The sequence below is a fragment of the Phenylobacterium sp. RIFCSPHIGHO2_01_FULL_69_31 genome (assembly GCF_001824475.1).
Taxonomy (GTDB): Bacteria; Pseudomonadota; Alphaproteobacteria; order Caulobacterales; family Caulobacteraceae; genus Phenylobacterium.
On sequence record NZ_MHXN01000007.1, the window covers coordinates 34,178 to 59,565 of the forward strand.

Here is a 25,388-nt window from a genome sequence, read left to right on the forward strand (position 1 = left end):
TTACTTAGTGTAGTCAACACACGAACATGCCGTTCACCTACGACTATCCCCATCCGGCCGTGGCCGCCGACATCGCCGTCTTCACCCTGCGGCGAGGGGCGCTGAACGTGCTGCTCATCGAGCGGGGCGAGCCGCCCCACAAAGGCGCCTGGGCGCTTCCGGGCGGCTTCCTGCAGCCGGACGAGGAACTGGACGACTGCGCCCGCCGCGAGTTGCTGGAGGAGACGGGGGTCGACGCCGAGCTGCTCCTGCACTTCGGCAATTTCAGCGCCCCCGACCGCGACCCCCGCGAGCGTGTGATCTCGGTGGCCTACCTGGCCCTACTGCCGTCGGACGAGCTGCGGCTGGAAGCCTCCACCGATGCGGCACAGGCGCGGTGGTTCCCGGTGGACGACCTGCCGCCCTTGGCCTTCGACCACGACGAGATCCTGGGCCGGGCGCTTGGGGCGCTGAGTTCGCAGGCGCGCCGGATCTCGCCGCTGTTCGCCCTCCTGCCGGGCCGGTTCACCCTCAGCCAGCTGCAGGGCGCCTACGAAGCGGTGATCGGCGAGGACGCGGAGAAGCGGAACTTCCGCAAGATGGTGTCGGCCCTGGAGTGTGTGCGCGAAACCGACGACTTCGCCCACGGCGCGCACCGTCCCGCGCGCCTCTACGAGCCGGCCGCCGCCTGGATCAATCCCGGGCGGGATACAGGTCGAACGTCCGCGACCCCACCATCAGGCGCTCGGTCTTGATCTCCAGCGTCCCGTCGGTGCGCTGGTGGCCCCGCGCGGTCACCTGCGCGCCCTTTGGAATCGCCGCCAGGGTCAGGCCCGAGCGCTCGATCGCCGCCGGCGGGGCCAGCATCACGGCCCACACGCCCTGGGGGGTGCGCACGCGGATCAACCCGTGCGGCTGGCCCAGGGACGCCGTTTCCACGACCCCCGAGACCTGGCTCTCCTGGTCGCTGTAGATGGCCCAGCCGTGGTGAGCCTGGGCGCCGCCGCCCGCCAGGACGAGGGCGGCCGCAGCGCCCATGATCGACAGTCTCGCCATTTCGACCTCCTGCCCCCGGGCGTGACGTTAAGGCCTGACACGGCTTGTAGAAAGGCTCGTTTGCCCGCCGCCGCGGAAGGCAGGTAACCCTGCGGCGATATCCGCACTGGAGGCCCCGCCTTGGTTGATTTGTTCGCACCGATGACGCTGGCGCATGGCCCCGCCATGAAGAACCGCTTCATGCTGGCCCCGCTCACCAACCTGCAGAGCCATGCGGACGGGACGCTGTCGGACGACGAGTTCCGCTGGCTGACCAAGCGGGCCGAGGGCGGCTTCGGCCTGACCATGACCTGCGCGGCGCACGTGCAGGCGGTGGGCCAGGGCTTCCCCGGCCAGCTGGGCGTCTTCGGCGACCAACACCTCGAAGGGCTCTCCCGGCTGGCGGCGGCGATCAAGGCGGCCGGCAGCGTGTCGGCGCTCCAGATGCACCACGCCGGGAACCGCAGTCCGAAAGACCTGGTCGGCCAGCCGGTCTGCCCGTCGGACGACCCCGAGACCGGCGCCCGGGGCCTGTCGCTGGGCGAGGTCGAACAGCTGGTGGAGGACTTCGTGGCCGCCGCGGTCCGCGCGGAAAAGGCGGGCTTCGAAGGCGTCGAGATCCACGGCGCCCACGGCTATGTCCTGGCCCAGTTCCTGTCGCCGGAGATCAACCGGCGGGAGGACCGCTATGGCGGCTCGGTCGAGAACCGCGCGCGCATCATCTTCGAGATCATCGAGGGCGTCCGCGCCCGTACCGGCGGCGACTTCCAGCTCGGCCTTCGCCTGTCGCCCGAGCGCTTCGGGCTAAAGCTCGCCGAGATCGTCCAAGTGGCCCGGTCGATCCTCGCCGACGGCCGGATCGACTATCTCGACATGTCGCTGTGGGATGTCTTCAAGGAGCCGGCGGAGGAGGAGCACAAGGGCCGCAGCCTTATGAGCTATTTCACCGAGCTCGACCGCGGGCATGTCCGCCTGGGCGTGGCGGGCAAGGTGACCACCCCGGCCATCGCCTCGACGATGCTGGAGAACGGCGCCGACTATGTGCTGATCGGGCGCGCGGCGATCCTGCACCACGATTTCCCGGAGCGCGCCCGCGATCCGGACTTCACGCCCGTGGCCCTACCGGTCACGGCCGAATATCTGGCCAACGAGGGCCTGGGACCGGCGTTTGTGAAGTACATGTCCACCTGGCCCGGCTTCGTCCAGGCGGCGTGAAGCGGTACGCGCCGCCCGGGCGTTCCAGAGGGTCAGGGCGACGACGATGACCGCATAGACGCCGAACGCAGTCAGCAACACTTCGGCGTGAAATTCGATCGGCGCCATCGCCCATTCCCTACTACTCTGAGTGGGAGGGTCGCTCTTTCTCGCGCGTCTGAAAATTCCGTAGCGCTACTTCCGTAGAACTACCTAGACCTTGGCTGGCGCAAGGGCGGCCGGCTTCGGGCCGCCCGTCGCCCAGTCGAGCAGCTCGACGGGATGGACGACCGGCGCGGCCAGCACCGGCGCGAGCTGGGCCATGCATCCGACGTTCCCGGCCGCGACCACCGCCGCGCCGACAGCGTTGACGTTCGCCGCCTTGCGGTCGCGCAGCTTCGTGGCGAGCTCTGGCTGCAGGATGTTGTAGACCCCGGCCGATCCGCAGCAGAGATGGCCTTCCGCCACCGTCCGCACGTCGAAGCCGGCCTCCGTCAACAGGCGCAGGGGCGCGGTCTTGATCTGCTGGCCGTGCTGCAGCGAGCAGGCGGCATGGTAGGCGACGCTGAGTGCGGGCGTCTTCACCCGCTCCGGCAGACCGACCTCGGCGATGAATTCCAGGACGTCGCGCGCCGGGACCGCCTCACCCACCAGCCGGCCGTAGGCTTTCAGCATCGTCCCGCAGCCGGCGGCGGTGGTGACGATGGCGTCGACCGGCCCGGCCTTCGCCCAGGCCGCGAGGTTGGCCCGCGCCATGGTCCTGGCCTCGTCCGCCCGCCCCAGGTGTTCCGACAGCGCCCCGCAGCAGCCCTCGCCCTCGGCCAGGACCACCTCGTAGCCGGCCCGTGCGATCAGGCGGATGGCGGCGGCGCGGACCTGCGGCGCCATCGCCGGCTCCACGCAGCCCTGGAGCAGGATCACCCGCCCCCTCAATCCGTCCGCCGGCGACCCGGCCGGAGCCGTCGCGGCCCGCGGCAGGGGCGGCGGAACCAGCCGCAGCAGCGCCGCCAGCGGGGCCAGCCGCAGCCGCGTCAGCAGCGGCTCCAGCGGGCGCGCGAGGCGGCCGAGGGCCAGGGCCGCCGCCAGACGGCGCGGCCGGGTCAGCACCGCCGGAAGCACCGCGCGCAGTATCCGCTGCGGCCAGGGCCGCACGTGGTGCGCCTCGATGTGCGCCCGGGCGTGGTCGATCAGCCGGGCGTAGTCGACGCCCGACGGGCAGGTGGTGGTGCAGGCCAGGCACGAGAGGCAGCGGTCGACGTGGGTCACCGTTTCCGGCGACGGGGCCCCGCCCTTTTCCAGCATCTCGCGGATCAGCTCGATCCGCCCGCGCGGGCTGTCGCGCTCGTCGCCAAGGAGGACATAGGTCGGACAGGTGGCCGTGCAGAAGCCGCAGTGGACGCACTTGCGGATCGCGGCCTGGCTGGCGGCGGTCTCGGGATCGGCCAGCTGTTCGGGCGTGAAGGCGGTCCTCAAAGGCCACCCTCCAACCGTCCGGGATTGAGCACGCCCAGCGGGTCGAACGCCGCCTTCACCCGCTCGTGCAGCGCGCCCAGCGCCCCGTCACGCGGGCCGAACGCCGGGCCGCCGCGCAGGCAGAGGGCGTGGCCGCCCAGGCTCCTCGCCACCGCGCGCACCTTGGCCGCCGGCTCCTCGGTCAACAGCCAGGCAAGGCCGCCGGCCCAGTCGTACAGCGCATCCCCGGGCAGGCCATGCGGCCCCCGCCAACCCGCCGCGGGCGGCAGCGACAGCCGCCACAGGGGCCGAGGGTCGCCGGCGAACGCCTCCACCTCGCGGATCTGGTTCCAGAACTCCTGGCTGTGCTTGCCTTCCAGGGCGTCGATCCGGCCATAGCCCTTGAGCGCCGCGGCCAAGCCCTCCGCCCGCGCGGCCACGGAGGCTTCGAACCCTTCGAGGCGGAGCGCCGTGGTCGGCATCTCGGCCTTGAGCGGACGCGCGCGCGCCGCGAACGACGGCAGGTGCGCCGCGCCCGACACCTCGAAGGGCCCGTTCATCGCCAGGGCCATGGCCTCGCTGGCCCGCACGTCGGGCAGGCCGAACAGCAGCAGGGTGGTCTCGGTCCGCGGCGCCGGCAGCACCTTCAAGGTCACTTCGGTCAGGATCGCCAGGGTGCCCCACGACCCGGCCATCAGCTTCATCAGGTCGTATCCGGTGACGTTCTTCACAACCTTGCCGCCGGCCTTGAACATCTCGCCCCGGCCCGACACGGCGGCAAAGCCCAGGAAATGGTCGCGCGCGGCGCCCGCCCGGATTCGCCGCGGTCCCGACAGATTGGCCGCCAGCACGCCGCCCAGGGTTGGCTCGCCCCGCGCGCCAAGCAGCCGTGTCCAGCGCGGCGGCTCGAACGCCAGCATCTGGCCGCGCGAGGCCACCAGCTTTTCGATGTCGGCCAGCCGCACGCCCGGCTGGACCGTGAGCACCAGTTCGTCCGGCGCGTAGTCGACGATGCGGTCCAGCCGCTGGGTCGAGAGCACGACGTCGACCGGATCCATGGCCCCGATGGCCCGCTTGGTGCCGCCGCCCACCACCTCGATATGGCGCGCCGCCGCGCCGGCCTCGGCGACGAGGGCCTGCACCTCCTCCGGCGTGGTGGGTTTCAGGACGCGGACGGCGGTGTCGATCATCAGAACCGCGGCAGCTCGGGGAAGGCGAGCTTGCCCCGATGCACATGCATCCGGCCAAGTTCCGCGCAGCGGTGCAGGGTCGGGAACACCTTGCCCGGGTTGAGCAGGAGGCCCGGATCGAAGGCGCACTTCACCCGCTGCTGGCAGGCGAGGTCCGTGGGGTCGAACATCTCGCCCATCAGGTCGCGCTTCTCGACGCCGACCCCGTGCTCGCCGGTCAGCACCCCGCCCACGGCCACGCAGAGTTTCAGGATGTCGGCGCCGAAGGCCTCGGCCTTCTCGAGCTGGCCGGGGATGTCGGCGTCGTAGAGGATCAACGGGTGCAGGTTGCCGTCGCCGGCGTGGAAGACGTTGGCCACGCCGAGGCCGTACTCGGCGGACAGTTCGGAGATGCGCGTCAGGACCTGGGGCAGCCGTCCGCGCGGGATGGTCCCGTCCATGCAGAAGTAGTCCGGTGCGATCCGTCCTACGGCGGGGAAGGCGGCCTTGCGCCCCGCCCAGAAGGCCAGGCGCTCGGTTTCGCTATTCGAGATGCGCACGAAGTCGGCGCCGCGTTGGGCGGCCAGGGCGCGGACGTGGCCGGTGAGCTCGGCGCACTCCGCCTCGGGCCCATCCAGCTCGACGATCAGCAGCGCGGCGGCCTCCACGGGATAGCCCGCGCCGACGAAGGCCTCGGCGGCCCGGATCGCCGGATTGTCCATCATCTCCAGGCCGGCGGGGATCACCCCGGCGGCGATGATGTCGCCGACGGTCGCGGCCGCACCCTCGACGGTGGCGAACCCCAGCAGGAGCGCCCGGGCGGTCTCGGGCCGCGGCAGGATGCGCACCGTCACCTCGGTGACGACGCCCAGCAGCCCTTCGGAGCCGGTGACGAGGCCGAGCAGGTCGTAGCCCTCGGCGTCCATGGCCTTGCCGCCGAGCCGTACCACCTCGCCGTTCATCAGGACCAGCTCGCAGCCCAGGAGATTGTTGGTGGTCAGGCCGTACTTCAGGCAGTGCACACCGCCCGAGTTCTCGGCCACGTTGCCGCCGATGGTGCAGGCGATCTGGCTGGACGGATCGGGGGCGTAGTAGAAGCCCTGGCCCTCGACGGCGGCGGTCACGCCAAGGTTGGTCACGCCCGGCTGCACCACGGCGCAGCGGTTGGCGTAGTCCACCTCCAGCACCCGGTTGAATTTCGACAGCCCCAGCACCACGCCGTCGGCCAGCGGCAAGGCCCCGCCGGAGAGCGAGGTGCCGGCGCCCCGGGGCACCACCTTCACCCCGTTGGCCTGGCACCAGCGCAGGATCTCGGAGACCTGCTCAGTCGTCTCGGGCAAGACGACGGCGATCGGGGTCTGGCGATAGGCGGACAGCCCGTCGCTTTCGAAGGGAACCAGCCCGGCCGGTTCCGACACCACGCCTTCGCCCGGCACGATCTTCCGAAGCGCCCGCACGATCTCGCCCTTGCGGGCGATCAGCGCAGGGTCGGGCGCGGGCATGTGCATGGGGCCATGCCTACGCTGAGACGCGGCCAACACAAAGCATGTCTTCCCCGGTTTCGCGGCAAGCGAAGATCGGGGAACGAGGGTTAGCGGCCCTCGAAGGCCGGCGTCCGCTTCTCGTTGAAGGCGCCCACGCCTTCGCGGCGATCGTGGGTGGTGAAGAGGTGGTTGTAGACCGTCAGCTCCAGGTCCATGGCGCGGGCCAGGTCCAGGTCCTGACCGCCGTGGACGACGCGCTTGGCGCCGCGGACCGAGAGGGGCGCCTTGCTGGCGATCACCCGCGCCACGCTCAGCACCGTATCGAGCAGCGCCTCGGGCGGGACCACGCCGCTGACCAGGCCCCAGGCCAGCGCCTGATCGGCGGTGAACGGCTGGGCGGTGGTGAGGATCTCGATGGTCCGGCGCGGCCCCACCGCGCGCGTCAGGAGCTGGGTGCCGCCGAGGCCGGGAATGATGCCGAGGCCCGCTTCCGGCAGGCCGAAACGCGCGCCCTCCGCCGCATAGGCGAAGTCGCAGGCGAGCGTCATCTCGCAGCCGCCGCCCATGGCCGCCCCCTGCACCGCGGCGATCACCGGGACTGGACAGGCCAGCTGGGCGCGGATCATGGCCTCGAACAGCCGGTGCTGCTCGGCCCACGCCTCGTCGGTCATGCCGTTGCGTTCCTTGAGGTCGGCCCCGGCCTGGAAGTGCCTGCCCTCGCCGCGCAGGATCACCGCGCGCAGGCTGTCGTCGCCCCGCAGCTTGGACCAGACGTCCAGCAGCTCCCGGCCCATCTGGGTGGACAGCGCATTGGCCACGTCCGGCCGGTTGAAGGCGATCACCGTCACGCCCGGCGCCGCCTCTTCAACCTTGATGGTTTCGTAGGTCATCAGAAGCTCTTCGGCTGGCCCAGGACGTGGGTGGCCACGTGGCTGAGGATCAGGTTCGTGGAGATCGGCGCCACCTGGTAGAGGCGGGTCTCGCGGAATTTGCGCTCGATGTCGTACTCCTCGGCGAAGCCGAAGCCGCCGTGGGTCTGCAGGCACATGTCGGCCGCGTACCAGGAGGCTTCCGAGGCCACGAGCTTGGCCATGTTGGCCTCGGTCCCGCAGGGCTGGCCGGCCTCGAACATCGCCGCCGCCTTGTCGACCATCAGGCTGGCCGAGGTCATCTGGACGTAGGCGCGGGCCAGGGGGAACTGGACGCCCTGGTTCTCGCCGATCGGGCGGCCGAAGACGACGCGATCCTTGGCGTACTGGCTGGCCCGGTCGATGAAGAACTTCGCATCGCCGATGCACTCGGACGCGATCAGGATCCGCTCGGCGTTCATGCCGTCGAGGATGTACTTGAAACCCTTGCCTTCCTCGCCGACCAGGTTCTCGGCGGGGACCTCCAGGTCCTCGAACAAGAGCTCGGTGGTGGCGTGGTTCAGCATGGTGCGGACGGGGGTGATGGTCAGGCCGGCGCCCACCGCCTGGCGCATGTCGACCAGCAGCACGCTCATACCGGCCGAGGTTTTCGCTTCTTCGCGGGGGCTGGTGCGGCAGAGGAGGACCATCAGGTCGGAATGCTCGGCCCGGCTGATCCACAGTTTCCTGCCGTTCACGACGTACTTGTCGCCGACCTTCTTTGCGAAGGTGGTGATGCGTGTGGTGTCGGTTCCCGCGTCGGGCTCGGTGACGCCGAAGGCCTGGAGGCGCAGCTCGCCGGTGGCGACCTTGGGCAGATAGGCTTCCTTCTGTGCCGGCGTGCCGTGCCGAAGCACCGTGCCCATGGTGTACATCTGGGCGTGACAGGCGCCGCCGTTGCAGCCCGAGCGGTGGATCTCCTCCAGCACCGCCGTGGCCGCCGCCAGGCCGAGCCCCGAGCCGCCATACTCCTCGGGGATCAGCACCGACAGGAAGCCGGCCTCGGTCAGGGCCTGGACGAACGCCGTCGGATAGGCCCGTTCGCGGTCGAGCTCGCGCCAGTAGGCGCCGGGGAAGCGCGCGCACAGCCTGCGCACGGCCTCGCGGATTTCGGGAAAGGTCTCGGTGGTCACGGGACGCTGTCTGCCACGGCGACGTTGCGTGAGCATAGGGCCTCGCCTGAGGGTGATCCCGGTCTTCGCGTGCCGCGAAATCGGGATGACAAGTGAATTGAACCCCAATAACGCCACATCAGGGGCATGATCTCTCGACGAACCGATACAAGCAGGCAATGGTCCCGCGGCCCCCGCCTCACCTTCGAGGAACTTGACCTCGCGCGGAAAACGACGGCCTAGGGCTGGGGCATGAGGAAACTACAATCGGCGCTCGACACCGGATCGGCCGCCTTCGCCGCCAACGCCGAGGTCAACCGCGCCCTGGTGGCGGAGCTTCGGGAGCGGACCGGCCAGGCCGCGCTGGGCGGCCCGCAGGCGTCTCGGGAGCGCCACACCTCGCGCGGCAAGCTGCTGCCGCGGGAGCGGGTGATGCGGCTGCTGGATCCCGGCGCACCGTTCCTTGAAGTCGGCCAGCTCGCCGCCTTCGGCCTCTACGGCGACGAGGCCCCGGGCGCGGGCGTGATCACCGGCATCGGCCGCGTGTCGGGCCGCGAGGTGATGATCGTGGCCAATGACGCCACGGTGAAGGGCGGGGCCTATTTTCCGCTGACGGTGAAGAAGCATCTCCGGGCCCAGGAGATCGCCCAGCAGAACCGCCTGCCCTGCATCTACCTGGTGGACTCGGGCGGCGCGAACCTGCCGCACCAGGCCGAGGTGTTTCCCGACCGCGAGCATTTCGGGCGGATCTTCTTCAACCAGGCGCGGATGAGCGCCGAGGGCATCGCACAAATCGCCTGCGTCATGGGCTCGTGCACCGCCGGCGGCGCCTATGTGCCGGCCATGTCGGACGAGACGGTGATCGTCCGGGGCCAGGGCACGATCTTCCTCGGCGGCCCGCCGCTGGTGAAGGCGGCTACGGGCGAGATCATCTCGGCCGAGGAGCTGGGCGGCGCCGACACCCATGGCCGCCGCTCCGGCGTGGTGGACCACGTGGCCGAGAACGACGAGCACGCGCTCGCCATCGTCCGCCGCATCGTGGCCAACCTGAACACCACTAAGGACGTGGGCCTCTACATGGAGGAGCCCGAGCCGCCGGCCTTCGACCCCGAGGAGCTGTACGGCGTCGTGCCCACCGACGTGCGCGCGCCCTACGACGTGCGCGAGGTGATCGCCCGGGTGGTGGACGGCTCGAAGTTCGACGAGTTCAAGGCGCTGTACGGCACGACCCTGGTCTGCGGCTTTGCGCGCATCTGGGGCCACCCGGTCGCCATCCTGGCCAACAACGGGGTGCTGTTCTCGGAGAGCGCGCTGAAGGGCGCGCACTTCATCGAGCTGGCGTGCAAACGGAAGATCCCGCTGGTCTTCCTGCAGAACATCTCGGGCTTCATGGTCGGCGGCCGCTACGAGGCCGGCGGCATCGCCAAGGACGGGGCCAAGCTGGTCACCGCCGTGGCCAGCGCGGAGGTCCCGAAGTTCACCGTCCTGATCGGGGGCTCGTTCGGCGCCGGCAACTACGGCATGTGCGGCCGGGCCTACTCGCCGCGCTTCCTGTGGACCTGGCCCAACAGCCGCATCTCGGTGATGGGCGGGGAGCAGGCCGCAAGCGTGCTGGCCACCGTCCACCGCGACGCCGACAAGTGGTCGCCGGAGGAGGAGGAGGCGTTCAAGGCGCCCGTTCGCCAGCGCTACGAGGACGAGGGCAACCCCTACTTCGCCACAGCCCGCTTGTGGGACGACGGCATCATCGACCCCGCCCAGACGCGCGACGTGCTAGGGCTGTCCATCTCCGCGTCCCTGAACGCCCCGATCCCCGAGACGCGCTTCGGCGTGTTCCGGATGTGAGGCGCTGGATGGCGAAGCCCATGGCGCGTCAGCGCCTTCAAGATTCAACCGCAGAAAACGCCGAAGAACGCAGAAGGCGAGCCGTGAGCGGCGGGGCCACCCCTTCTGCGTCTTCTGCGTTTTCTGCGGTTCATAAGACAGCGCCTGCGGCGCGCGAGGCGTCTGATGTTTAGATCTGTTCTGGTCGCCAATCGGGGCGAGATCGCCCGCCGGGTGTTCGCCACCGCCCGTAGCCTGGGCATCGAGACCGTCGCCGTCTTCTCCGAAGCCGACAAGGACGCCGCGCACGTCCGCGACGCCGACAAGGCCGTGATGATCGGCCCGGCCGCCGCGCGCGACAGCTACCTGAAGGGCGATCGGGTCATCGCGGCGGCCAAGGCGGCCGGCGCCGAGGCGATCCATCCGGGCTACGGTTTCCTCTCCGAGAACGCCGAATTCGCCGAGGCCGTGATGGCCGCGGGCCTGGTCTGGATCGGCCCGCCGCCCAGCGCGATCCGGGCCATGGGCCTGAAGGACGCCGCCAAGAGCCTGATGGCCAAGGCCGGCGTCCCCGTCACGCCCGGCTACCTGGGCGAGGACCAGTCGGCCAAGACCCTGGCGAAGGAAGCCGCGCGGATCGGCTTCCCGGTGCTGATCAAGGCGGTGGCCGGCGGCGGCGGCAAGGGCATGCGGCTGGTGGAAAGCGCCGCCGACTTCGAGGCGGCGCTCGCGTCGTGCCAGCGGGAGGCGGCCGCCAGCTTCGGGGACGACCGCGTGCTGCTCGAGACCTACGTCACCCGCCCGCGGCACATCGAGGTGCAGGTGTTCGGCGACCGCCACGGCAATGTCGTCCACCTCTACGAGCGCGACTGCTCGCTGCAGCGCCGCCACCAGAAGGTGATCGAGGAAGCGCCCGCGCCCGGCATGAGCGAGCAGGCCCGCGCCGCGGTGACCGACGCGGCGGTGAAGGCCGCCAAGGCCGTCGGTTATGTGGGCGCCGGCACCGTCGAGTTCATCGCCGACGCCAGCCAGGGCCTGCGCGGCGACCGCATCTGGTTCATGGAGATGAACACCCGCCTGCAGGTGGAGCATCCGGTCACCGAGATGGTCACCGGCCAGGACCTGGTGGAATGGCAGTTCCGCGTCGCCGCCGGCGAGCCCCTGCCCCTACGCCAGGACCAGATCGAGCTCCGCGGCCACGCGGTGGAAGCCCGCCTCTATGCCGAGAACCCGGCCACCGGCTTCCTGCCCTCGATCGGCCGCCTGGACAGCTTCAGCCTGCCCACCAGCGTGCGCGTCGACACCGGCGTGGACGAGGGCGATTCCATCACCCCGTTCTACGACCCGATGATCGCCAAGCTGATCGCCCACGGCGACGACCGCGACCAGGCCGTGGCGGCCCTGGCCGAGGCGTGCGGCGAGGTGGAGGTGTTTCCGGTCAAGACCAACGCCGCCTTCCTGGTCCGCTGCCTGGAGACGCCCGACTTCATCGTCGGCAGCGTGGACACGGGCCTGATCGGGCGCGAACTGGAAGCCCTGACCGCCCAGGCCGAACCCAGCCCCGAGGCCCTGGCCACCGCCGGCTGGGCGTTCCGCGAGGCGGTGGAGCGCCGCGCCGGCCACGTGACCCCCTGGGTCGACCTCAAGGGCTTCCGGCTCAACGCCCCGGCCGTGGAAACCACCCGCCTGTTCCACGGCGACCGCGTCGTGGAGGTGGAGATGCCGCTGGAGCCGTCCCGCTTCATCCATGTGGAGAGCGAGGAGGAGGTCGTCGTCTTCGAGGGCGGCGAGGCCTTCGTGTTCCGCGACCACCCGCCCGCCGCGGACGCCTCCGGCGCGGCCGGCGACGGATCGCTCCGCGCCCCCATGCCCGGAAAGGTCACGCAGATCTCGGTCAAGGCGGGCGACGCCGTGACCAAGGGCCAGCCCCTGCTCACCCTGGAAGCCATGAAGATGGAACATGCCTTGGCCGCGCCGTTCGACGGCGTGGTGGCGGAGCTGTCGGCCGAGCTGGGCGCCCAGGTCAGCGAAGGCGCGCTGCTGGCGAAGCTCACGCCCGCCGAATAGGCCCCGCTACCAGGCGTTCTCCACCTTCTCGGCGAAACCGAGCAGGTCCCTGAAGGTCACCTTGCGCCCGTCGTCCAGCACGGCTGTCCCCGAGAAGCGCCCGAACACCTGGTGGGTGATCGACCGGATGATCTTGAGATCGGAGGCGTCGGCACGGTCCAGGATCGGCTCGAAGGTCATCTCCAGGCGCCCGTCGTTCGAGGAGAAGCGCCAGGGCGCGCCGTCGTAGGTTCCTTCCGGCAGGTGGAAGGTCACCTGGTCCAGTTTGTGCGCCACGCCGTCGTGGAAGACCATGTTCTCGGAGGCAGCCGAGGTGTCCCCGAAACCGTAGCCGATGTTGAATCCGAACGGGAGGCCTTCGACCAGCCCCGAGGCGGACCCCCAGTACCAGGTGTTGCGATAGGTCCAGACGCCGCGGCCCCAGTCGAGCACGCCGAAGGCCTTGTCCGGGGTGAACGCATAGGTCTCATCGCCCAGCGCGATCGCGCCGCTGGCCGGCATGCAGTTGATCTTCTGGTTGTAGTAGAAGGCCTTGGGCGCGCCCGCCCAGGGCGTGGCGATCATCATCCGGTCCATGGACGGTTGGGCCAGGTCCAGCGTCCCGCTCAGGCCCTTGCCGTTCATGAACCCCGGACAGTCGAGGGTGAGTTGCCGACCTTGGGCCGTGTGACGGAAGGCGAGCTTCAGCTTCGGATGGTCCTGGACGACGTCGCCGGCATCGGCGCTCTGCGGCATCCGCATCCGGCCGAGCGGAAAGGCCGTCATCACGCTCTCGGTGACCGCCGACGGTTTGCGGAAATCGAACCAGGTGGCCGACAGAAAGCCCATGTAGCCGTTGTCGGCGACCACCGCGGCCAGGCCGTAGTCGCCCGCCAGCACGCAGTAGTAGTCCCACTCCTTGATCCTGAACGGCGAGGCGGCGATCGCCTTACGGCTGTAGCGCCGCGCCTCGTAGCGGGCCCAGCCGGGCTCCGTCAGCCGGCCCCGACGATCCAGCAGGTCGCCCGGCCCCAGTTCGATCTGCGTCACCTGTGTCTCCCCCGAATCCCGTCGCCATGAGAGCAGGGTCCGAGTCCCTGGCCTAGTAAGCGCCCCACGCGGCCGACCTCGGCGCGGCCGTCAGGCGCCTGCGACCACGCCCGCATCATGGAGTTTGGCGATCTCGCCGCCGCTCAGGCCCAGAACGTCAGCGAGGACTTCGTCGGTGTGTTGTCCCAGGCGCGGCGCGGGCGTCACCGGCCCACGCTGGTCCTGCGGGATGGTGCCCATGGCGCCGGGCGCCGGATAGCTGAGGCCGCTGGGGTGCTGGATGGTCTCAAACAGCGGATTGTCCTTGAAGAGGCGCGGGTCCTCCAGCGCCGCCTCCAGAGTCTGATAGCTGCCCCAGGTGACCCCGCCGGCATCGAAGGCGGGGGTCAGCTCGGCTGCCGTCTTGGCCGCGAAGGCGCGCTCGAACAGCGGATAGAGCCGGGCGCGGTGCTCGAAGCGCAGGCCCTCGTCCTTGGCGAACGAGACGCTGAGTTCGGCTTCCAGGGCGGCTGCCTCGGCGCCGATCCCCAGGGCTTCCAGCGCCTTGCTCCACTGCTTGGGTGTGATCGCCAGCAGCATGAGCTTCTGGCCGTCCCTGGTGGTGAAGTCGCGGCCGAAGGCGCCGAAGACGTCGTTGCCCATCCGCGGACGCTGATGGCCGGTGAGCCAGGTCTCGGCGGTGAAGCCGAGGTTGGCCATGGTGGCCGCCCCGATGTCGGAGAGCGGCGCGCGGATCTCGCGCCCGCCCTGCCCCCGCATCCGCGCCAGCAGGGCGGAGACCATGGCGAAGGCACAGTACGCGCCGGTCAGGAGGTCCCAGGCCGCGAGCACGTGGTTCACCGGCCGGTCGTCGCCCACCGGGCCGGTCATCAGGGGTAGCCCCAGCGCCGAATTGATCGTGTAGTCCATCCCCTGGGCCCCATCGGCCCAGCCCATGACGCGCACGCAGATCAGGTCGTCTCGCAGCGCCTTGAGCCTGTCGTAGCCAAGGAAGCCGTCCACCGGGAAGTTGGTGACGAAGAGGCCGCCGTCCTCGCCCGGCGCCGCCGCCAGCCGCTGGGCGATCTCGCGGCCCTGGGGGTTGGCGAGGTCGATGGCGACCGACTTCTTGCCCTTGTTCAGGCCCTCCCAGTAGAGGCTCGACCCGTTCTGCGCGAGCGGCCAGCGGCGGAAGTCCGGGCCGCCGCCGATGTTGTCGAAGCGGATCACCTCGGCCCCCATCTGGGCTAGGTAGAGACCGCAGGTCGGCGCCGCCACGAAGGCCGAGCCCTCGACCACGCGAAGGCCTTTCAGCAGGTCGTACATGCTTTCTCCCGACGGACTAGCGGATGGTCATCGCAGGCTGACGCTCCGTCCGCCAAGCTTACGCGACCAGCTTGGTCACCTCGTCCACCTCTTCGGGAGTGAGGCGCCAGGCGGCCGTGGCGGCGTTGGTCTTCACCTGCTCCGGCGTCGTCGCCCCGGCGATCACCGAACTGACCACCTCGTGGCCGAGGAGCCAGGCGAAGGCCAACTCCAGGATCGTGTGGCCACGCTCCTGGGCCCAGGCCTCCAGAGCCTCGACCCGGTCGAAGTTGGCGTCGGTCATCGCGGCCTCGCCGCGTGCGCCCCAGGCCTGCAGGCGCGTGCCCTCGGGCGGCGGCTCGCCCCGGCGGTACTTGCCCGAGAGCAGGCCGGAGGCCAGCGGGAAGAACGGCAGGAAGCCCAGCCCGAAATGCTCGCAGGCCGGCAGCACCTCACGCTCCACGTCGCGCTCGAGCAGGGAATAGAGGTTCTGCGCCGAGACGAAGCGGCTCTGGCCGGCCGCGGTCCAGTCGGCGTCGGCGATCTGCCATCCGGTGTAGTTTGAATTGCCGAGGTAGCGGACCTTGCCCTGGGTCACGAGGTCGTCCAGCGCGCGCAGCGTCTCGTCCACGGGGGTGTCCGGGTCGGGCTGGTGGTGCTGGTAGAGGTCGATGTAGTCCGTGCCCAGCCGGCGCAGGCTGTCCTCCACCGCCTGCATGATCCACCGGCGCGAGCCGCCGCGCTTGCGCGGATCCTGGCCCACCGGCATGCCGAACTTGGTGGCCAGGACGATGTCGCGCCGCCGCTTGCCCAGCGCCTTGCCCAGGAACTCCTCCGACTTGGTCCCGCCGTAGATGTCGGCGGTGTCGAACAGGGTGACGCCCGCGTCGATAGCGGCGTCGACCACGGCCTGCGTCTGGGCCGCGTCGATGCGCATGCCGAAGTTGTTGCAGCCCAGCCCGACCACGCTGACCTTCAGCCCCGAATTCCCGAGCCTGCGCACCTTCATCCGGCCATCTCCCCTCGCGCTTCTTTGCTACGGGCGAGCCTAGCGCCCCGGCGCGCCCACGAGCCAGCGGATTAGCGCGCCGGTCACAATCCCTACCGGGCCATTCACCTTGCACGTTGAGGATATCGCAAGGCGGACGTCGTTAACGTGCCGAGATAACAAGGCAATTGCTGGTCAGGCTCAACGCATGCGCGTCGTAACCATCGTCAGCCTCGCCGCTTCGGCGGTGCTCGGGCTAGGCGCTCTCTTCGTCGCAAAGATCGCGCTTCCGAACGCCTCGGCGGCCAAGTCGCCGCTGCGGGTCGAGGCCGTGGGCAAGCCCGTCGTCGTGGCGTCGCGGCCGCTGAAGTACGGCGAGAAGCTGGACGCCGGCATGCTCACCGTCATCAACGTCCCGGCCAACGCGATCCCCGAAGGTTCGTTCGCCACCGTGGCGCAGGCGCTTGCCGCGGATCGCGGCGGGGCGCCGGTCGTCCTGGTTCCGGTGGCGTCGCGCGAAGCGCTGCTGCCCGCCAAGCTGTCCGGCCCCGGCGCCCGCCCCTCGGTCGCGGCCGAGGTCTCGGAGGGCATGCGGGCCTATACGCTGAAGGTCGACGACGCGTCCGGCGTCGGCGGTCACGCGCTGCCCGGCGACCACGTCGACGTGGTGCTGATGCGCGACCTGACCCCGCAGGGCGAGCAGCGCAACTACATCTCCTATGTTGTGGTTCAGAACGCCCGGGTCCTCGGCGTGGACCTCAACGCGGACCCGACCTCCAACAAGCCGGCCAGCCCGTCCACGGCGACCATCGAGGTCTCCGTGGAGGACTCCCAGAAGCTGTCGATCGCCGCCACCCTCGGCGAACTTTCGCTGGCGCTGCGCCGCAACGGCGCCGCCGAGATCGAGGATGCGCCGCCCCTGCGGACCGCCGACTTCCTGGTCGGGGGCGCGCGACCCCGCGCCGCCGCGGGTCCGGTCGTCCGTAGCGCGCCGGCCTCCACCCACTCGGCCATCCTCATCGTCGAGGGCGAGCCCACCAAGCGCACCCGCGCGCCACGCCGCGCGCCGGCTCCCGCCGCGGCGCCTGCGCCGCTCGCCCTGCCGGTCGCGACGAGCTGAGGCCCATGATCCCGATGTACCGCCTTCCCCGCACCGTCCTCAGCGCCCTGGCGGGCCTGATCCTCATCACGGCCGGCTCGGCTGCCGCGCCCGCCGCGGCCCAGACCCTGGCCAGCGAGCCCGTCCAGCGCCGCACCATCTATGTGCCGCGCGACAAGGCTCTGTCCTTCCGCCTGCCGGGGCCGGCGTCGCGGATCGTCATCACCCAGCCCGAGATCGCCAAGGTGACGGCGACCTCGGACAGCAGCTTCTATGTCCAGGGCATCGAATTCGGCTCGACCAACATGCTGGTCTACGGCCGCGGCGGCCAGCTGTCGGAAGTGCTGGACGTGCGCGTCGGCTACGACGCCGAGGGCCTGCAACAGGACCTCGTCGCGGCGTTTCCCGGCGAGCCCATCCGCGTGCGCAATCTGGGCGAAGTCCTGATGCTCACGGGTGAGATCTCGAACTCCGGCGTCCAGGCCAGCGCCGAAAAGATCGCCGAGAAGTACGCCCCCGACTCGATCATCTCGCGCCTGACGGTCCAGAACTCGCAGCAGGTGATCCTCGAGGTCCGCATCCTGGAAGCCAGCCGCTCGGCGCTGCAGGACCTCGGCGTCAACCTCGCCATCTTCAACGACTCGTTCTCGGTGCTGACCGGCGCCGGCCTCATCGGCCTCAACCCGCCGCAGGGCTCCATCACCAGCACCGGCGGCATCGGCCGCGCGACGGTGGATACCCAGCTGCAGGCGCTCGAGGAAAAGGGCGCGTTGCGAACCCTGGCGCGCCCGAACCTGGTGGCCATTTCAGGCCAGAAGGCCAGCTTCCTGGCTGGTGGCGAATTCCCGTTCCCGGTGCCGCAGGACCTCGACAAGATCGTCATCGAGTTCAAGCCCTACGGCGTGCGGCTGAACTTCACGCCGAATGTGCAGGACAACGGCTGGATCCGCCTGAATGTCGAGCCGGAGGTCAGCCAGCTCGATTTCAACAACGCGCTCACCGTGCGTGACTTCGTGGTGCCCGCGCTCACGGTCCGCCGCGCCGCCACCACCCTGGAGCTGAGGCCCGGCGACAGCTTCGCCATGGCCGGCCTCTTCCAGCACAATTACGAGAACGCGGTTCAACAGTTCCCGGGTCTGGGCAACCTGCCGGTCCTGGGCGCCCTGTTCCGCTCGGCGCGCTGGAAGCGCTCGGAAAGCGAGCTGCTGATCATCGTCACGCCCCGGCTGTCCACCCCAGCCGACCGCCAGATCACGCCGATCGACTCCATGCCGGGCAAGGAGCCGTCGACGGCGGACCTCCTGCTGTTTGGCGCGTCTCACGACAAACCCCTCCCGCGCGACGACGGCAAGCCGGCCGCGGTGAAGTGAAGACCCAGATGCTGCGTTCCAAGTCCGCTTCCCCCTCTGCCAACCTCATCCCGGGCCGCCGGATCCTGGCGCTCGGCGCGAACCTGGGCGCGCTGGCCGACGGCCCCCTCGCCGGAGCCGCCATCGAGATGGGCTCGGCCTCCAGCCTGGAGGGCCTGCCGGCCGGCGCCGTCGACCTGGTGCTGATCGACGCCGACGCGTGGGAGGCGCCCGCCCTGGCCGCCTGCGTGAAGGCGCTCTCGGCCCTTCGCGCCTGTCCGCCCGTGCTCATGCTGGGCGAGAACCTGCCCGCCGGCCTCGTCCGCAACGTGCTGCGCCTGCCGGCGTCCGACATCCTGGAAGCGCCCTACACGCCGGACGACCTCGCCGCCGCGGTCCAGGCGCTGCTGACCGACGCCCAGCCGGCGCCCACCCAGACGTCGGGCTCGACGTCCCGCTGCTGGGGCGTCACCGGGGCCGTCGGCGGGTCCGGCGCGACCACCATCGCCATCGAGATCGCCCATGCCCTGGCCGTCCAGTCGGGCAAGGACCGGGCGGTCTGCCTCGTGGACCTCAACCTCGCCGACGGCGCGGCAGCCGCCTATCTGGGCAGCCAGCCCACGACCCGCCTGGCCGACTTCGGCCACGCCGCGGACCGTATCGACGCGGCCATGCTGCAGGCGTTCGTGACGCCGGTGTCCAAGGGCCTGGACCTCATGGCCGGGGTCCGCGACCCCAACGCCTTCGACGCGGTCGGCCGCGACGCCGTCCTGCGCATGCTGGAGGTCGCCTGCGAAGTCTATGACTGGGTGATCCTGGACCTGCCCCGCCATCGCCGGTCGTGGACCCTGGACGCGCTCGCCGGCTGCGACGAGGTGCTGGTCATCTCGGAGCTGACGGTGCCTGCGCTGCTGGCCGCCCGCGCCTATTCCGACGAGATCGAGGACGCCCTCTCCGCCGGCCTGCGGCCGCGCATCGTGCTGAACCGCCTGGCCAGCCGCATGTTCGGCCCCGCGCCGTCGATGACGGAGGCCGAGAAGGCCCTGCAGCGCAAGGCCGAGGCCGGCGTCAGCTCGGACTGGGAGGCGGCCGCCGCCTCCGCCAACCTGGGCGGCCCCATCGCCCAGCACCGGCCCAAGTCCAAGATCGTCAAGGACATCCAGAGCCTGGTGGAACGCCTGGCGGCGCAACCGCCGCGCCGCGACAGCCCGGCTAAGGCCGCCTGAGGACCGAACCACGATGGGTCGTTTCAGCCTCGCCCGCGCGCAGCCCGCCCCGGCCGCCCAGCCGCAACCGCAGCCCCAGGCCGCCGCGGCCGCGCCGGCCCCCGCGCCCAAGCCGGAACCCAAGTCCAAGGGGCCGCCCCGCGACGCCAACCTCGACCTGAGGCTTCGGCTGCACGGCCGCCTGATCGACGAACTGGACCTCTCCAAGCTGGACAAGCTGGAGGAAGGCGAGCTCCGCCGGCAGGTGCTGAACCTGGTGACCCAGTTCGCCCAGGCCGAGCGCATGGCGCTGAACACCAAGGAGCTGGCCGAGCTCGGCGCCTCGATCTACGACGAGATGGTGGGCCTTGGCCCCATCGAGCCGCTGCTCAAGGACGAGTCGATCAACGACATCCTGATCAACGGCCCCTTCCAGGTCTATGTGGAGCGGCGCGGCGAGCTGGAGCTGACGCCCATCCGCTTCCGCGACAACGACCACCTGCTGCGCATCGTGCAGCGGATCGTCGCCGGCGTCGGCCGCCGGATCGACGAGAGCCAGCCGATGGTCGACGCCCGCCTCGCGGACGGCAGCCGGGTGAACGCGGCGATCCCGCCGATCGCGATCGACGGCTGCTCGGTCTCGATCCGGAAGTTCTCCAAGAAGCCGCTCACACTGGAGAAGCTGGTCGAGTTCAAGGCCATGACCCCGGGGATGGCCGAGTTCCTGTACGGCGCCGTCCGCAGCCGCGTCTCGACCGTCATCTCGGGCGGCACGGGCTCGGGCAAGACCACCCTGCTGAACGCCCTGTCGGCCGCCATCAGCGAAGGCGAGCGCCTGATCACCATTGAGGACGCCGCGGAGCTGCAGCTCCAACAGCCGCACGTGGTGCGCATGGAGACGCGTCCGCCGAACATCGAGGGCAAGGGCGAGATCCGCCAGCGAGAGCTGGTGAAGAACGCCCTGCGGATGAGGCCGGACCGGGTGATCCTCGGCGAGGTGCGTTCCGAAGAAGCCTTCGACATGCTGCAGGCCATGAACACGGGTCACGAAGGCTCGATGGCCACCATCCACTCCAACAACCCGCGCGAGGCCGTGAGCCGCCTGGAACAGATGGTCGCCATGGGCGGGATGAACATCGGCCCGGACGCGGTGCGCTATCAGATCGCCGCCGCCGTCGGCCTGGTCGTACAGGTCAACCGCCTGTCGGACGGCAAGCGGAAAGTGACGCACGTCACCGAGATCGTCGGCATGGAAGGCAGCGTCGTGCAGATGCAGGACATCTTCCTGTTCAACCGCACCCACACCGACGCGGACGGCACCGTCCACGGCGAGCACCGGGCGACGGGCCTGCGCCCGCGCTGCCTGGACGAGATGCTGCGCCGCGGCATCCCGTACGACACCTCCAACTTCGATCCGAACAAGGCGCTTTGAGCCATGGCGATCGACGCCAAGACCATCGTGATGGTGATGATCGGCGCGGCCGTTTTCGCGGGCGTGCAGGGCCTGACCGGCCTGCTGTCGGTCGCGACCCAGAAGCGCAAGCTGAACCAGCGCCTGAAGGTCGGCGAGAAGGTGGAGGGCGTCTCGGCCCTGGTAGTCGAGCTGCGCAAGCAGCGCGGCCTCACGGCCAGCGGCTCGCGCTCCCAGAGCCTGCGCTGGCTCTCCAATCTCATCGTCGCGTCCGGCCTGCCATACGACCAGAAGAAGTGGCTGACCTATGTGGGCGCCGCCGCCCTGCTGGCCGCCGCGGGCCTGGGCCTGGCGACCAAGTCCCCGCTGGCCGCGCTGGCCGGGGCTGTGATTGGCGGCGTCCTCGTGCCGCTGGGCGTGCTGAAGTTCAAAGCGAACGCCCGCAGCAAGGCCCTGGGCTTTCAGCTGCCGCAGGCTCTAGACATCATCGTCCGCTCGCTGGAGGCCGGCCACCCGGTGCCGGCCGCGGTGGCGCTGGTGGGCCGGGAAATGGCCGACCCGATCGGCACCGAATTCGGCATGGCCGCCGACGAGATCGCCTATGGCGCCACCATGGAACAGGCGGTCGAGCGCATGTCCGAGCGCTGCCAGCACGCCGACATGGACCTATTCGCCGCCACCGTGCGCCTGCAGGAGCGCACCGGCGGCAACCTGACGGGTCTCCTGAAGCTGAACGCCAACACGGTGCGCGACCGCCACAAGATGCGGATGAAGATCCAGGCCGCGTCCTCGGAAGGCCGCGCCTCGGCGATGATCCTGACCGCCGCGCCCTTCGTGGCGATGGGGGCGATCATGCTGCTGTCGCCCAAGTTCTACGGCGAGGTGATCCACGAGCCGCTCGTCCGCTATGGCCTGGCGGCGATTGGGTTCTGGATCTTCGTCGGCAATATGATCATGCGGCGCATGATCGACATGCGGATCTGAATCCATGGATCTTCAGACGATCATCTATCTGGTCGGCCTGGTCCTGACCGTCGGCGCGGTCGGCGGGGTCGCCGTGCTGGGCATCGGCGAGCTGCGAGTGCGGGCGCTGCGGCGCAGCCGCCTGGCGGGCGCGGGCGCGACAGGACCGGTCCGCGGCGTCGAGCCGCTGGTGGAGAAGTCCGGCGGCGGCCTCGGCGAACAGCTGATGGGCACGGTGCGCCGCCTCGGCCAGCAGAGCGCGGTGCGCGATCCCGCCAAGGTCTCCCTGCTCCGCTCACGGCTGATGCAGGCGGGCTTCTACAGCCGCGAGGCGCCGGTGATCTTCCTGGGGATCAAGGCCGCCGCCGTTGCGGCCGCGACCCTGGCCGTGGTCCTCACCCTGCCGATGCTTCTGGCGAAGAAGGGCGGCAACATGGGCGGCCTGGCGCTGGCCGTCGTCGTCTCGCTGGTCGCCCTCTACGGACCCGAGTGGGTGCTGAAGCACCGCAAGACCAGCCGTGAGCGCGAATATTCCGAAGGCTTCCCCGACCTCCTGGACCTGCTGGTGGCGTCCGTCGAGGCCGGCCTGTCGCTGGACGCCGCGGTGACCCGGGTCACCGAGGAACTGGAGCGCCGCTATCCGACCCTGACCGTCCACCTTCGCTTCCTGGTGCTCGAGCTTCGCGCCGGGCGGGCCCGCAAGGATGCCTGGTCAGCCTTCGCCGACCGCCTCGGCATCGATGACGCGCGCGCGCTGGCCACCATGCTGCGGCAGGCCGAGGACATGGGCACCAGCCTGGGCGACACCCTGTCCGTGTTCTCCACCGACATGCGGCAGAAGCGGATGCTCCGCGCCGAGGAGAAGGCCCTGGGTCTGTCGGCCAAGCTGACCGTGCCGCTGATCCTGTTCATCTTCCCCGCACTGCTGGGGGCGCTGATGCTGCCGGCGATCGCCCGCCTGTCGCACGTCTTCGGCGACAAGTAGGCCTCGTCAGGCGGCGACCCCGAACACGGCGCCGACGCCGGCGGTGATCGCCAGGGCCAGCGCGCCCCAGAAGGTGACCCGCAGCACCGCCTTGCCGATCGGCGCCCCGCCCGCCCTGGCGCCCACCCCGCCCAGGAGGGCGAGAAACACGAGGGCCGCCGCGGAGACCGCCGGCACGATGACCGACGGGGGCGCGAAAGCTGCGGCCGCCAGGGGCAGCGCCGCGCCGCCTGCAAAGGTCAGCGCCGATGTAAGAGCAGCCTGTACGGGACGGGCGGTCGTCACCTCGGAGATTCCCAACTCGTCGCGGGCATGCGCGCCCAGCGCATCCTTGGCCATGAGCTGGGCCGCAACCTCCCGCGCCAGCGCGGGCTCTACGCCCCGCGCGACATAGATGTCGGCCAGTTCCTGCAATTCGAACCCCGGCTGCGTCGCCAGCTCCTGCGTCTCGCGGGCGATGTCCGCGCGCTCGGTGTCGGCCTGGGAGCTCACCGAGACGTATTCGCCCGCGGCCATCGACATGGCGCCGGCGACGAGGGCCGCCACCCCGGCGACGAGGATCTCCGTCCGCCCCTGGGCGGCCGCCGCGACCCCGACGATCAGGCTGGCGGTCGAGACGATGCCGTCGTTCGCGCCCAGCACCGCGGCGCGCAGCCACCCGATCCGGGCGACCAGATGCATTTCCCGATGTGGCCGGATCATGGGACCGTCCTCCGCTGCGATGACGCTCAGCCTAGGCCGAACCGCCGCCCCTGACCCAGAGCATCCGTTGCAGCGTGCCGTCGCGGTCGACGACGAGGTGCTTCAGCGCACCGGCCACGTGAAGGACGATCAGCGGCCAGAACAGCTTGGTGGCGGCCCCGTGGACCGTTTCGCAGGCTTCGTGCAGCCAGTCGATCCGCGTCGGGAACGGGCTGGGGATGCTGAAGAGGTCCAGAACCAGGATCGGCCGGGTGGCCGACCAGATCGCCAGCGGGCCGGTCACCACCAGCACCGCGATCATCAGCAGGAACAGCCCCTGGACCGCATGAGCCAGCATCCGGAGCCAGCGGTTGCGCTCCAACGGGCGCGGCTGCGGCTGCGACGCGCTCCAGAGCAGCCGCGCGACCAGGAACGTGACGAGCAGCATGCCCACCGAGACGTGGAGGTTCTGGGCGGCGAGCTTCGCGGCGCGATCCGGCGCCTCTTCCATCCGTTCGCCCAGCAGATAGAGGGCCACCACCCCCGCCGCGCTGATCCAGTGCAGGGCGATGGCGGCCCAGCCGTAGGCGGCGCGGGTGTTGATAAGGGACATGGCGAAACTCACTTTCGGCCACAGCCTAGGTTGCGCAGGCGCAGCGGCCTTTGACCTCGCTCAAGGCCGGGGCGCCGCCAGGCTGGCCCATGGCCCCGCGGGCGGCTAAGCGAGAGGCGAACGCGCCTGAGGAGTAACGAACATGTCCGCCAACACCCTGCGTCCCGAAACCCTTGTGGTGCATGCCGGCTGGCGCGCGGACCCGACGACGGGCTCGGTGGCGGTGCCGATCCACCAGACCACCTCCTACCAGTTCCGCGACGCCGACCACGCCGCCTCGCTGTTCGCCCTCTCCGAGCTGGGCAACATCTACACGCGGATCATGAACCCCACGACCGACGTGCTGGAGCAGCGGATCGCCGCGCTGGAAGGCGGCGTCGCAGCGCTGGCGGTGGCCTCCGGCCAGGCCGCCTCGGCCTATGCGGTGCAGAACCTGGCGCGGGCGGGGGACAATATCGTCAGCTCCACCGCCCTCTACGGCGGCACCTGGAACCTGTTCGCCAACACCCTGAAGGACCAGGGGATCGAGGTCCGCTTCGTCGATCCCTCCGACCCGGAGAACTTCCGCCGCGCCACCGACGCCCGCACGCGGGCCTACTATGCCGAGACCCTGCCGAATCCGAAGCTGGAGGTGTTTCCCATCGCCCCGGTGGCGGCCATCGGCCGCGAGTTCGGCATCCCGCTGATCATGGACAACACCGCCGCCCCGCTGCTCTGCCGCCCGCTGGAGCATGGCGCGGCCATCGTCGTCTATTCCGCCACCAAGTACCTGGGGGGCCACGGCACCTCGATCGGCGGCATCATCGTCGACGGGGGCGCCTTCGACTGGGAGGCGAACGCCGAGCGCCAGCCCCTGCTCAACACGCCGGACCCCTCGTACCACGGCGCGGTGTGGACTCAGGCGGTGAAGCCGCTCGGCCCCATCGCCTACATCCTGCGCGCGCGGGTGATCCTGCTGCGCGACCTGGGCGCGGCGCTGTCCCCTTTCAACGCCTTCCAGCTGCTGCAGGGCGTCGAGACCCTGGCGCTGCGGATGGAGCGGCACTGCGCCAATGCCGCGGCGGTGGCGAAGCACCTGGCCGGCCGGGCGGGCGTGACCCGCGTGATCCATCCCTCGCAGCAGTCCGGCGAAGCCCAGGCGCGGGCGGAGCGGTACCTGAAAGGCGGCCAGGGCGGCCTGCTGGGCTTCGAACTGGCCGGCGGCGTCGAGGCCGGCCGCCGGTTTATCGACGCCCTGAAGCTGTTCTACCACGTGGCCAACATCGGCGACGCGCGCAGCCTCGCCATCCACCCCGCGTCCACCACCCACTCCCAGCTCAGCCCCGAGGAGCAGGCCGCCACGGGCGTCTCGCCCGGCTATGTGCGCCTCTCCATCGGCATCGAGCATATCGACGACATCCTCGCCGACCTGGAGCAGGCGCTGACGGCGGCGGGGGCGTAGGGCGTCCACCACGGCGGCGCGCCAGCGCCGCCTCAAGTCGACCGCCAAGACGCCAAGAACGCCAAGGCGCTGCAGTCGCTGAGGCCTCTTGGCGAACTTGGCGTCTTGGCGGTGAA

At 70.4% G+C, this 25,388-nt stretch carries 22 protein-coding genes; 11 read left to right on the plus strand and 11 right to left on the minus strand.

Going from position 1 to position 25,388, the window contains the following annotated elements:
* Positions 1-26 precede the first annotated feature (26 nt).
* Positions 27-734, plus strand: a complete 708-nt coding sequence (locus A2790_RS03995; RefSeq protein ID WP_293387834.1) for an NUDIX domain-containing protein — start codon at positions 27-29, stop codon at positions 732-734.
* On the opposite strand, the gene A2790_RS04000 is transcribed toward A2790_RS03995, so the two are convergent.
* Positions 673-1,035 (minus strand): DUF6152 family protein, encoded by a 363-nt coding sequence (locus A2790_RS04000; RefSeq protein WP_293387836.1) that lies wholly within the window; start codon positions 1,033-1,035, stop codon positions 673-675. The two genes, A2790_RS03995 and A2790_RS04000, sit on opposite strands and share 62 nt — an antisense overlap.
* 129 nt (positions 1,036-1,164) lie before the next feature.
* Here A2790_RS04000 and A2790_RS04005 point away from each other — a divergent pair, with 129 nt between their 5' ends.
* The gene (locus A2790_RS04005; protein WP_293388579.1) at positions 1,165-2,229 is read left to right on the plus strand and encodes an NADH:flavin oxidoreductase; all 1,065 of its coding nucleotides are present in this window, start codon (positions 1,165-1,167) and stop codon (positions 2,227-2,229) included.
* Between the two features lie 192 nt (positions 2,230-2,421).
* On the opposite strand, the gene glcF is transcribed toward A2790_RS04005, so the two are convergent.
* The 5 genes from glcF to A2790_RS04030 form a co-directional block, all read right to left on the minus strand.
* A complete protein-coding gene (glcF, locus tag A2790_RS04010; protein ID WP_293387838.1) occupies positions 2,422-3,681 on the minus strand; it encodes a glycolate oxidase subunit GlcF in 1,260 nt (419 codons plus the stop codon).
* Positions 3,678-4,850, minus strand: a complete 1,173-nt coding sequence (gene glcE / locus A2790_RS04015) for a glycolate oxidase subunit GlcE (protein WP_293387840.1) — start codon at positions 4,848-4,850, stop codon at positions 3,678-3,680. The genes glcF and glcE overlap by 4 nt, the downstream gene beginning before the upstream one ends.
* On the minus strand, positions 4,850-6,337 hold the full coding sequence (locus A2790_RS04020) for an FAD-linked oxidase C-terminal domain-containing protein (protein WP_293387842.1): 1,488 nt from the start codon (positions 6,335-6,337) through the stop codon (positions 4,850-4,852). Before A2790_RS04020 ends, glcE begins: the two co-directional genes overlap by 1 nt.
* 83 nt (positions 6,338-6,420) lie before the next feature.
* The gene (locus A2790_RS04025) at positions 6,421-7,203 is read right to left on the minus strand and encodes an enoyl-CoA hydratase-related protein (protein WP_293387844.1); all 783 of its coding nucleotides are present in this window, start codon (positions 7,201-7,203) and stop codon (positions 6,421-6,423) included.
* The gene (locus A2790_RS04030) at positions 7,203-8,354 is read right to left on the minus strand and encodes an acyl-CoA dehydrogenase family protein (RefSeq protein WP_293387847.1); all 1,152 of its coding nucleotides are present in this window, start codon (positions 8,352-8,354) and stop codon (positions 7,203-7,205) included. Before A2790_RS04030 ends, A2790_RS04025 begins: the two co-directional genes overlap by 1 nt.
* A gap of 231 nt (positions 8,355-8,585) precedes the next feature.
* Between A2790_RS04030 and A2790_RS04035 the strand changes: the two genes are divergently transcribed.
* Both A2790_RS04035 and A2790_RS04040 read left to right on the plus strand, forming a co-directional pair.
* Positions 8,586-10,178, plus strand: coding sequence for a carboxyl transferase domain-containing protein (locus A2790_RS04035; protein ID WP_293387850.1), 1,593 nt, complete (start codon positions 8,586-8,588; stop codon positions 10,176-10,178).
* A gap of 165 nt (positions 10,179-10,343) precedes the next feature.
* Entirely contained in the window at positions 10,344-12,224 is a 1,881-nt protein-coding gene (locus tag A2790_RS04040) for an acetyl/propionyl/methylcrotonyl-CoA carboxylase subunit alpha (RefSeq protein WP_293387853.1), read from the plus strand.
* Between the two features lie 6 nt (positions 12,225-12,230).
* Here A2790_RS04040 and A2790_RS04045 read toward each other — a convergent pair whose 3' ends face one another.
* The 3 genes from A2790_RS04045 to A2790_RS04055 form a co-directional block, all read right to left on the minus strand.
* A complete protein-coding gene (locus tag A2790_RS04045; protein ID WP_293387856.1) occupies positions 12,231-13,253 on the minus strand; it encodes a DUF2804 domain-containing protein in 1,023 nt (340 codons plus the stop codon).
* Between the two features lie 90 nt (positions 13,254-13,343).
* Positions 13,344-14,558 carry a CoA transferase gene (locus tag A2790_RS04050; RefSeq protein ID WP_293387859.1) on the minus strand — a complete coding sequence of 405 codons (1,215 nt, stop codon included), beginning with the start codon at positions 14,556-14,558 and terminating at the stop codon, positions 13,344-13,346.
* Between the two features lie 58 nt (positions 14,559-14,616).
* Positions 14,617-15,546 carry an aldo/keto reductase gene (locus tag A2790_RS04055; RefSeq protein ID WP_293387862.1) on the minus strand — a complete coding sequence of 310 codons (930 nt, stop codon included), beginning with the start codon at positions 15,544-15,546 and terminating at the stop codon, positions 14,617-14,619.
* A gap of 187 nt (positions 15,547-15,733) precedes the next feature.
* Here A2790_RS04055 and cpaB point away from each other — a divergent pair, with 187 nt between their 5' ends.
* Genes cpaB through A2790_RS04085 form a run of 6 tightly spaced genes read left to right on the plus strand, consistent with a single transcriptional unit; the run spans position 15,734 to position 22,537 of the window.
* Positions 15,734-16,645 carry a Flp pilus assembly protein CpaB gene (cpaB, locus tag A2790_RS04060; RefSeq protein WP_293387865.1) on the plus strand — a complete coding sequence of 304 codons (912 nt, stop codon included), beginning with the start codon at positions 15,734-15,736 and terminating at the stop codon, positions 16,643-16,645.
* A 14-nt stretch (positions 16,646-16,659) separates the two neighbouring features.
* Positions 16,660-17,994 carry a type II and III secretion system protein family protein gene (locus A2790_RS04065; protein ID WP_293387867.1) on the plus strand — a complete coding sequence of 445 codons (1,335 nt, stop codon included), beginning with the start codon at positions 16,660-16,662 and terminating at the stop codon, positions 17,992-17,994.
* An 8-nt stretch (positions 17,995-18,002) separates the two neighbouring features.
* The gene (locus A2790_RS04070) at positions 18,003-19,199 is read left to right on the plus strand and encodes a cellulose synthase operon protein YhjQ/BcsQ (protein WP_293387870.1); all 1,197 of its coding nucleotides are present in this window, start codon (positions 18,003-18,005) and stop codon (positions 19,197-19,199) included.
* A 13-nt stretch (positions 19,200-19,212) separates the two neighbouring features.
* Complete coding sequence (locus A2790_RS04075) at positions 19,213-20,610, plus strand: CpaF family protein (RefSeq protein WP_293387872.1); 1,398 nt, start codon at positions 19,213-19,215, stop codon at positions 20,608-20,610.
* 3 nt (positions 20,611-20,613) lie between these two features.
* A complete protein-coding gene (locus tag A2790_RS04080) occupies positions 20,614-21,573 on the plus strand; it encodes a type II secretion system F family protein (protein WP_293387875.1) in 960 nt (319 codons plus the stop codon).
* A 4-nt stretch (positions 21,574-21,577) separates the two neighbouring features.
* Positions 21,578-22,537 carry a type II secretion system F family protein gene (locus tag A2790_RS04085; protein ID WP_293387878.1) on the plus strand — a complete coding sequence of 320 codons (960 nt, stop codon included), beginning with the start codon at positions 21,578-21,580 and terminating at the stop codon, positions 22,535-22,537.
* A gap of 6 nt (positions 22,538-22,543) precedes the next feature.
* Here the strand turns inward: A2790_RS04085 and A2790_RS04090 are convergent, their stop codons facing one another.
* The gene (locus tag A2790_RS04090; RefSeq protein ID WP_293387881.1) at positions 22,544-23,239 is read right to left on the minus strand and encodes a VIT family protein; all 696 of its coding nucleotides are present in this window, start codon (positions 23,237-23,239) and stop codon (positions 22,544-22,546) included.
* A gap of 31 nt (positions 23,240-23,270) precedes the next feature.
* Entirely contained in the window at positions 23,271-23,831 is a 561-nt protein-coding gene (locus tag A2790_RS04095; RefSeq protein WP_293387883.1) for a cytochrome b, read from the minus strand.
* A gap of 142 nt (positions 23,832-23,973) precedes the next feature.
* Between A2790_RS04095 and A2790_RS04100 the strand changes: the two genes are divergently transcribed.
* A complete protein-coding gene (locus A2790_RS04100; RefSeq protein WP_293387886.1) occupies positions 23,974-25,272 on the plus strand; it encodes a PLP-dependent transferase in 1,299 nt (432 codons plus the stop codon).
* The last annotated feature ends 116 nt before the right edge of the window (positions 25,273-25,388 follow it).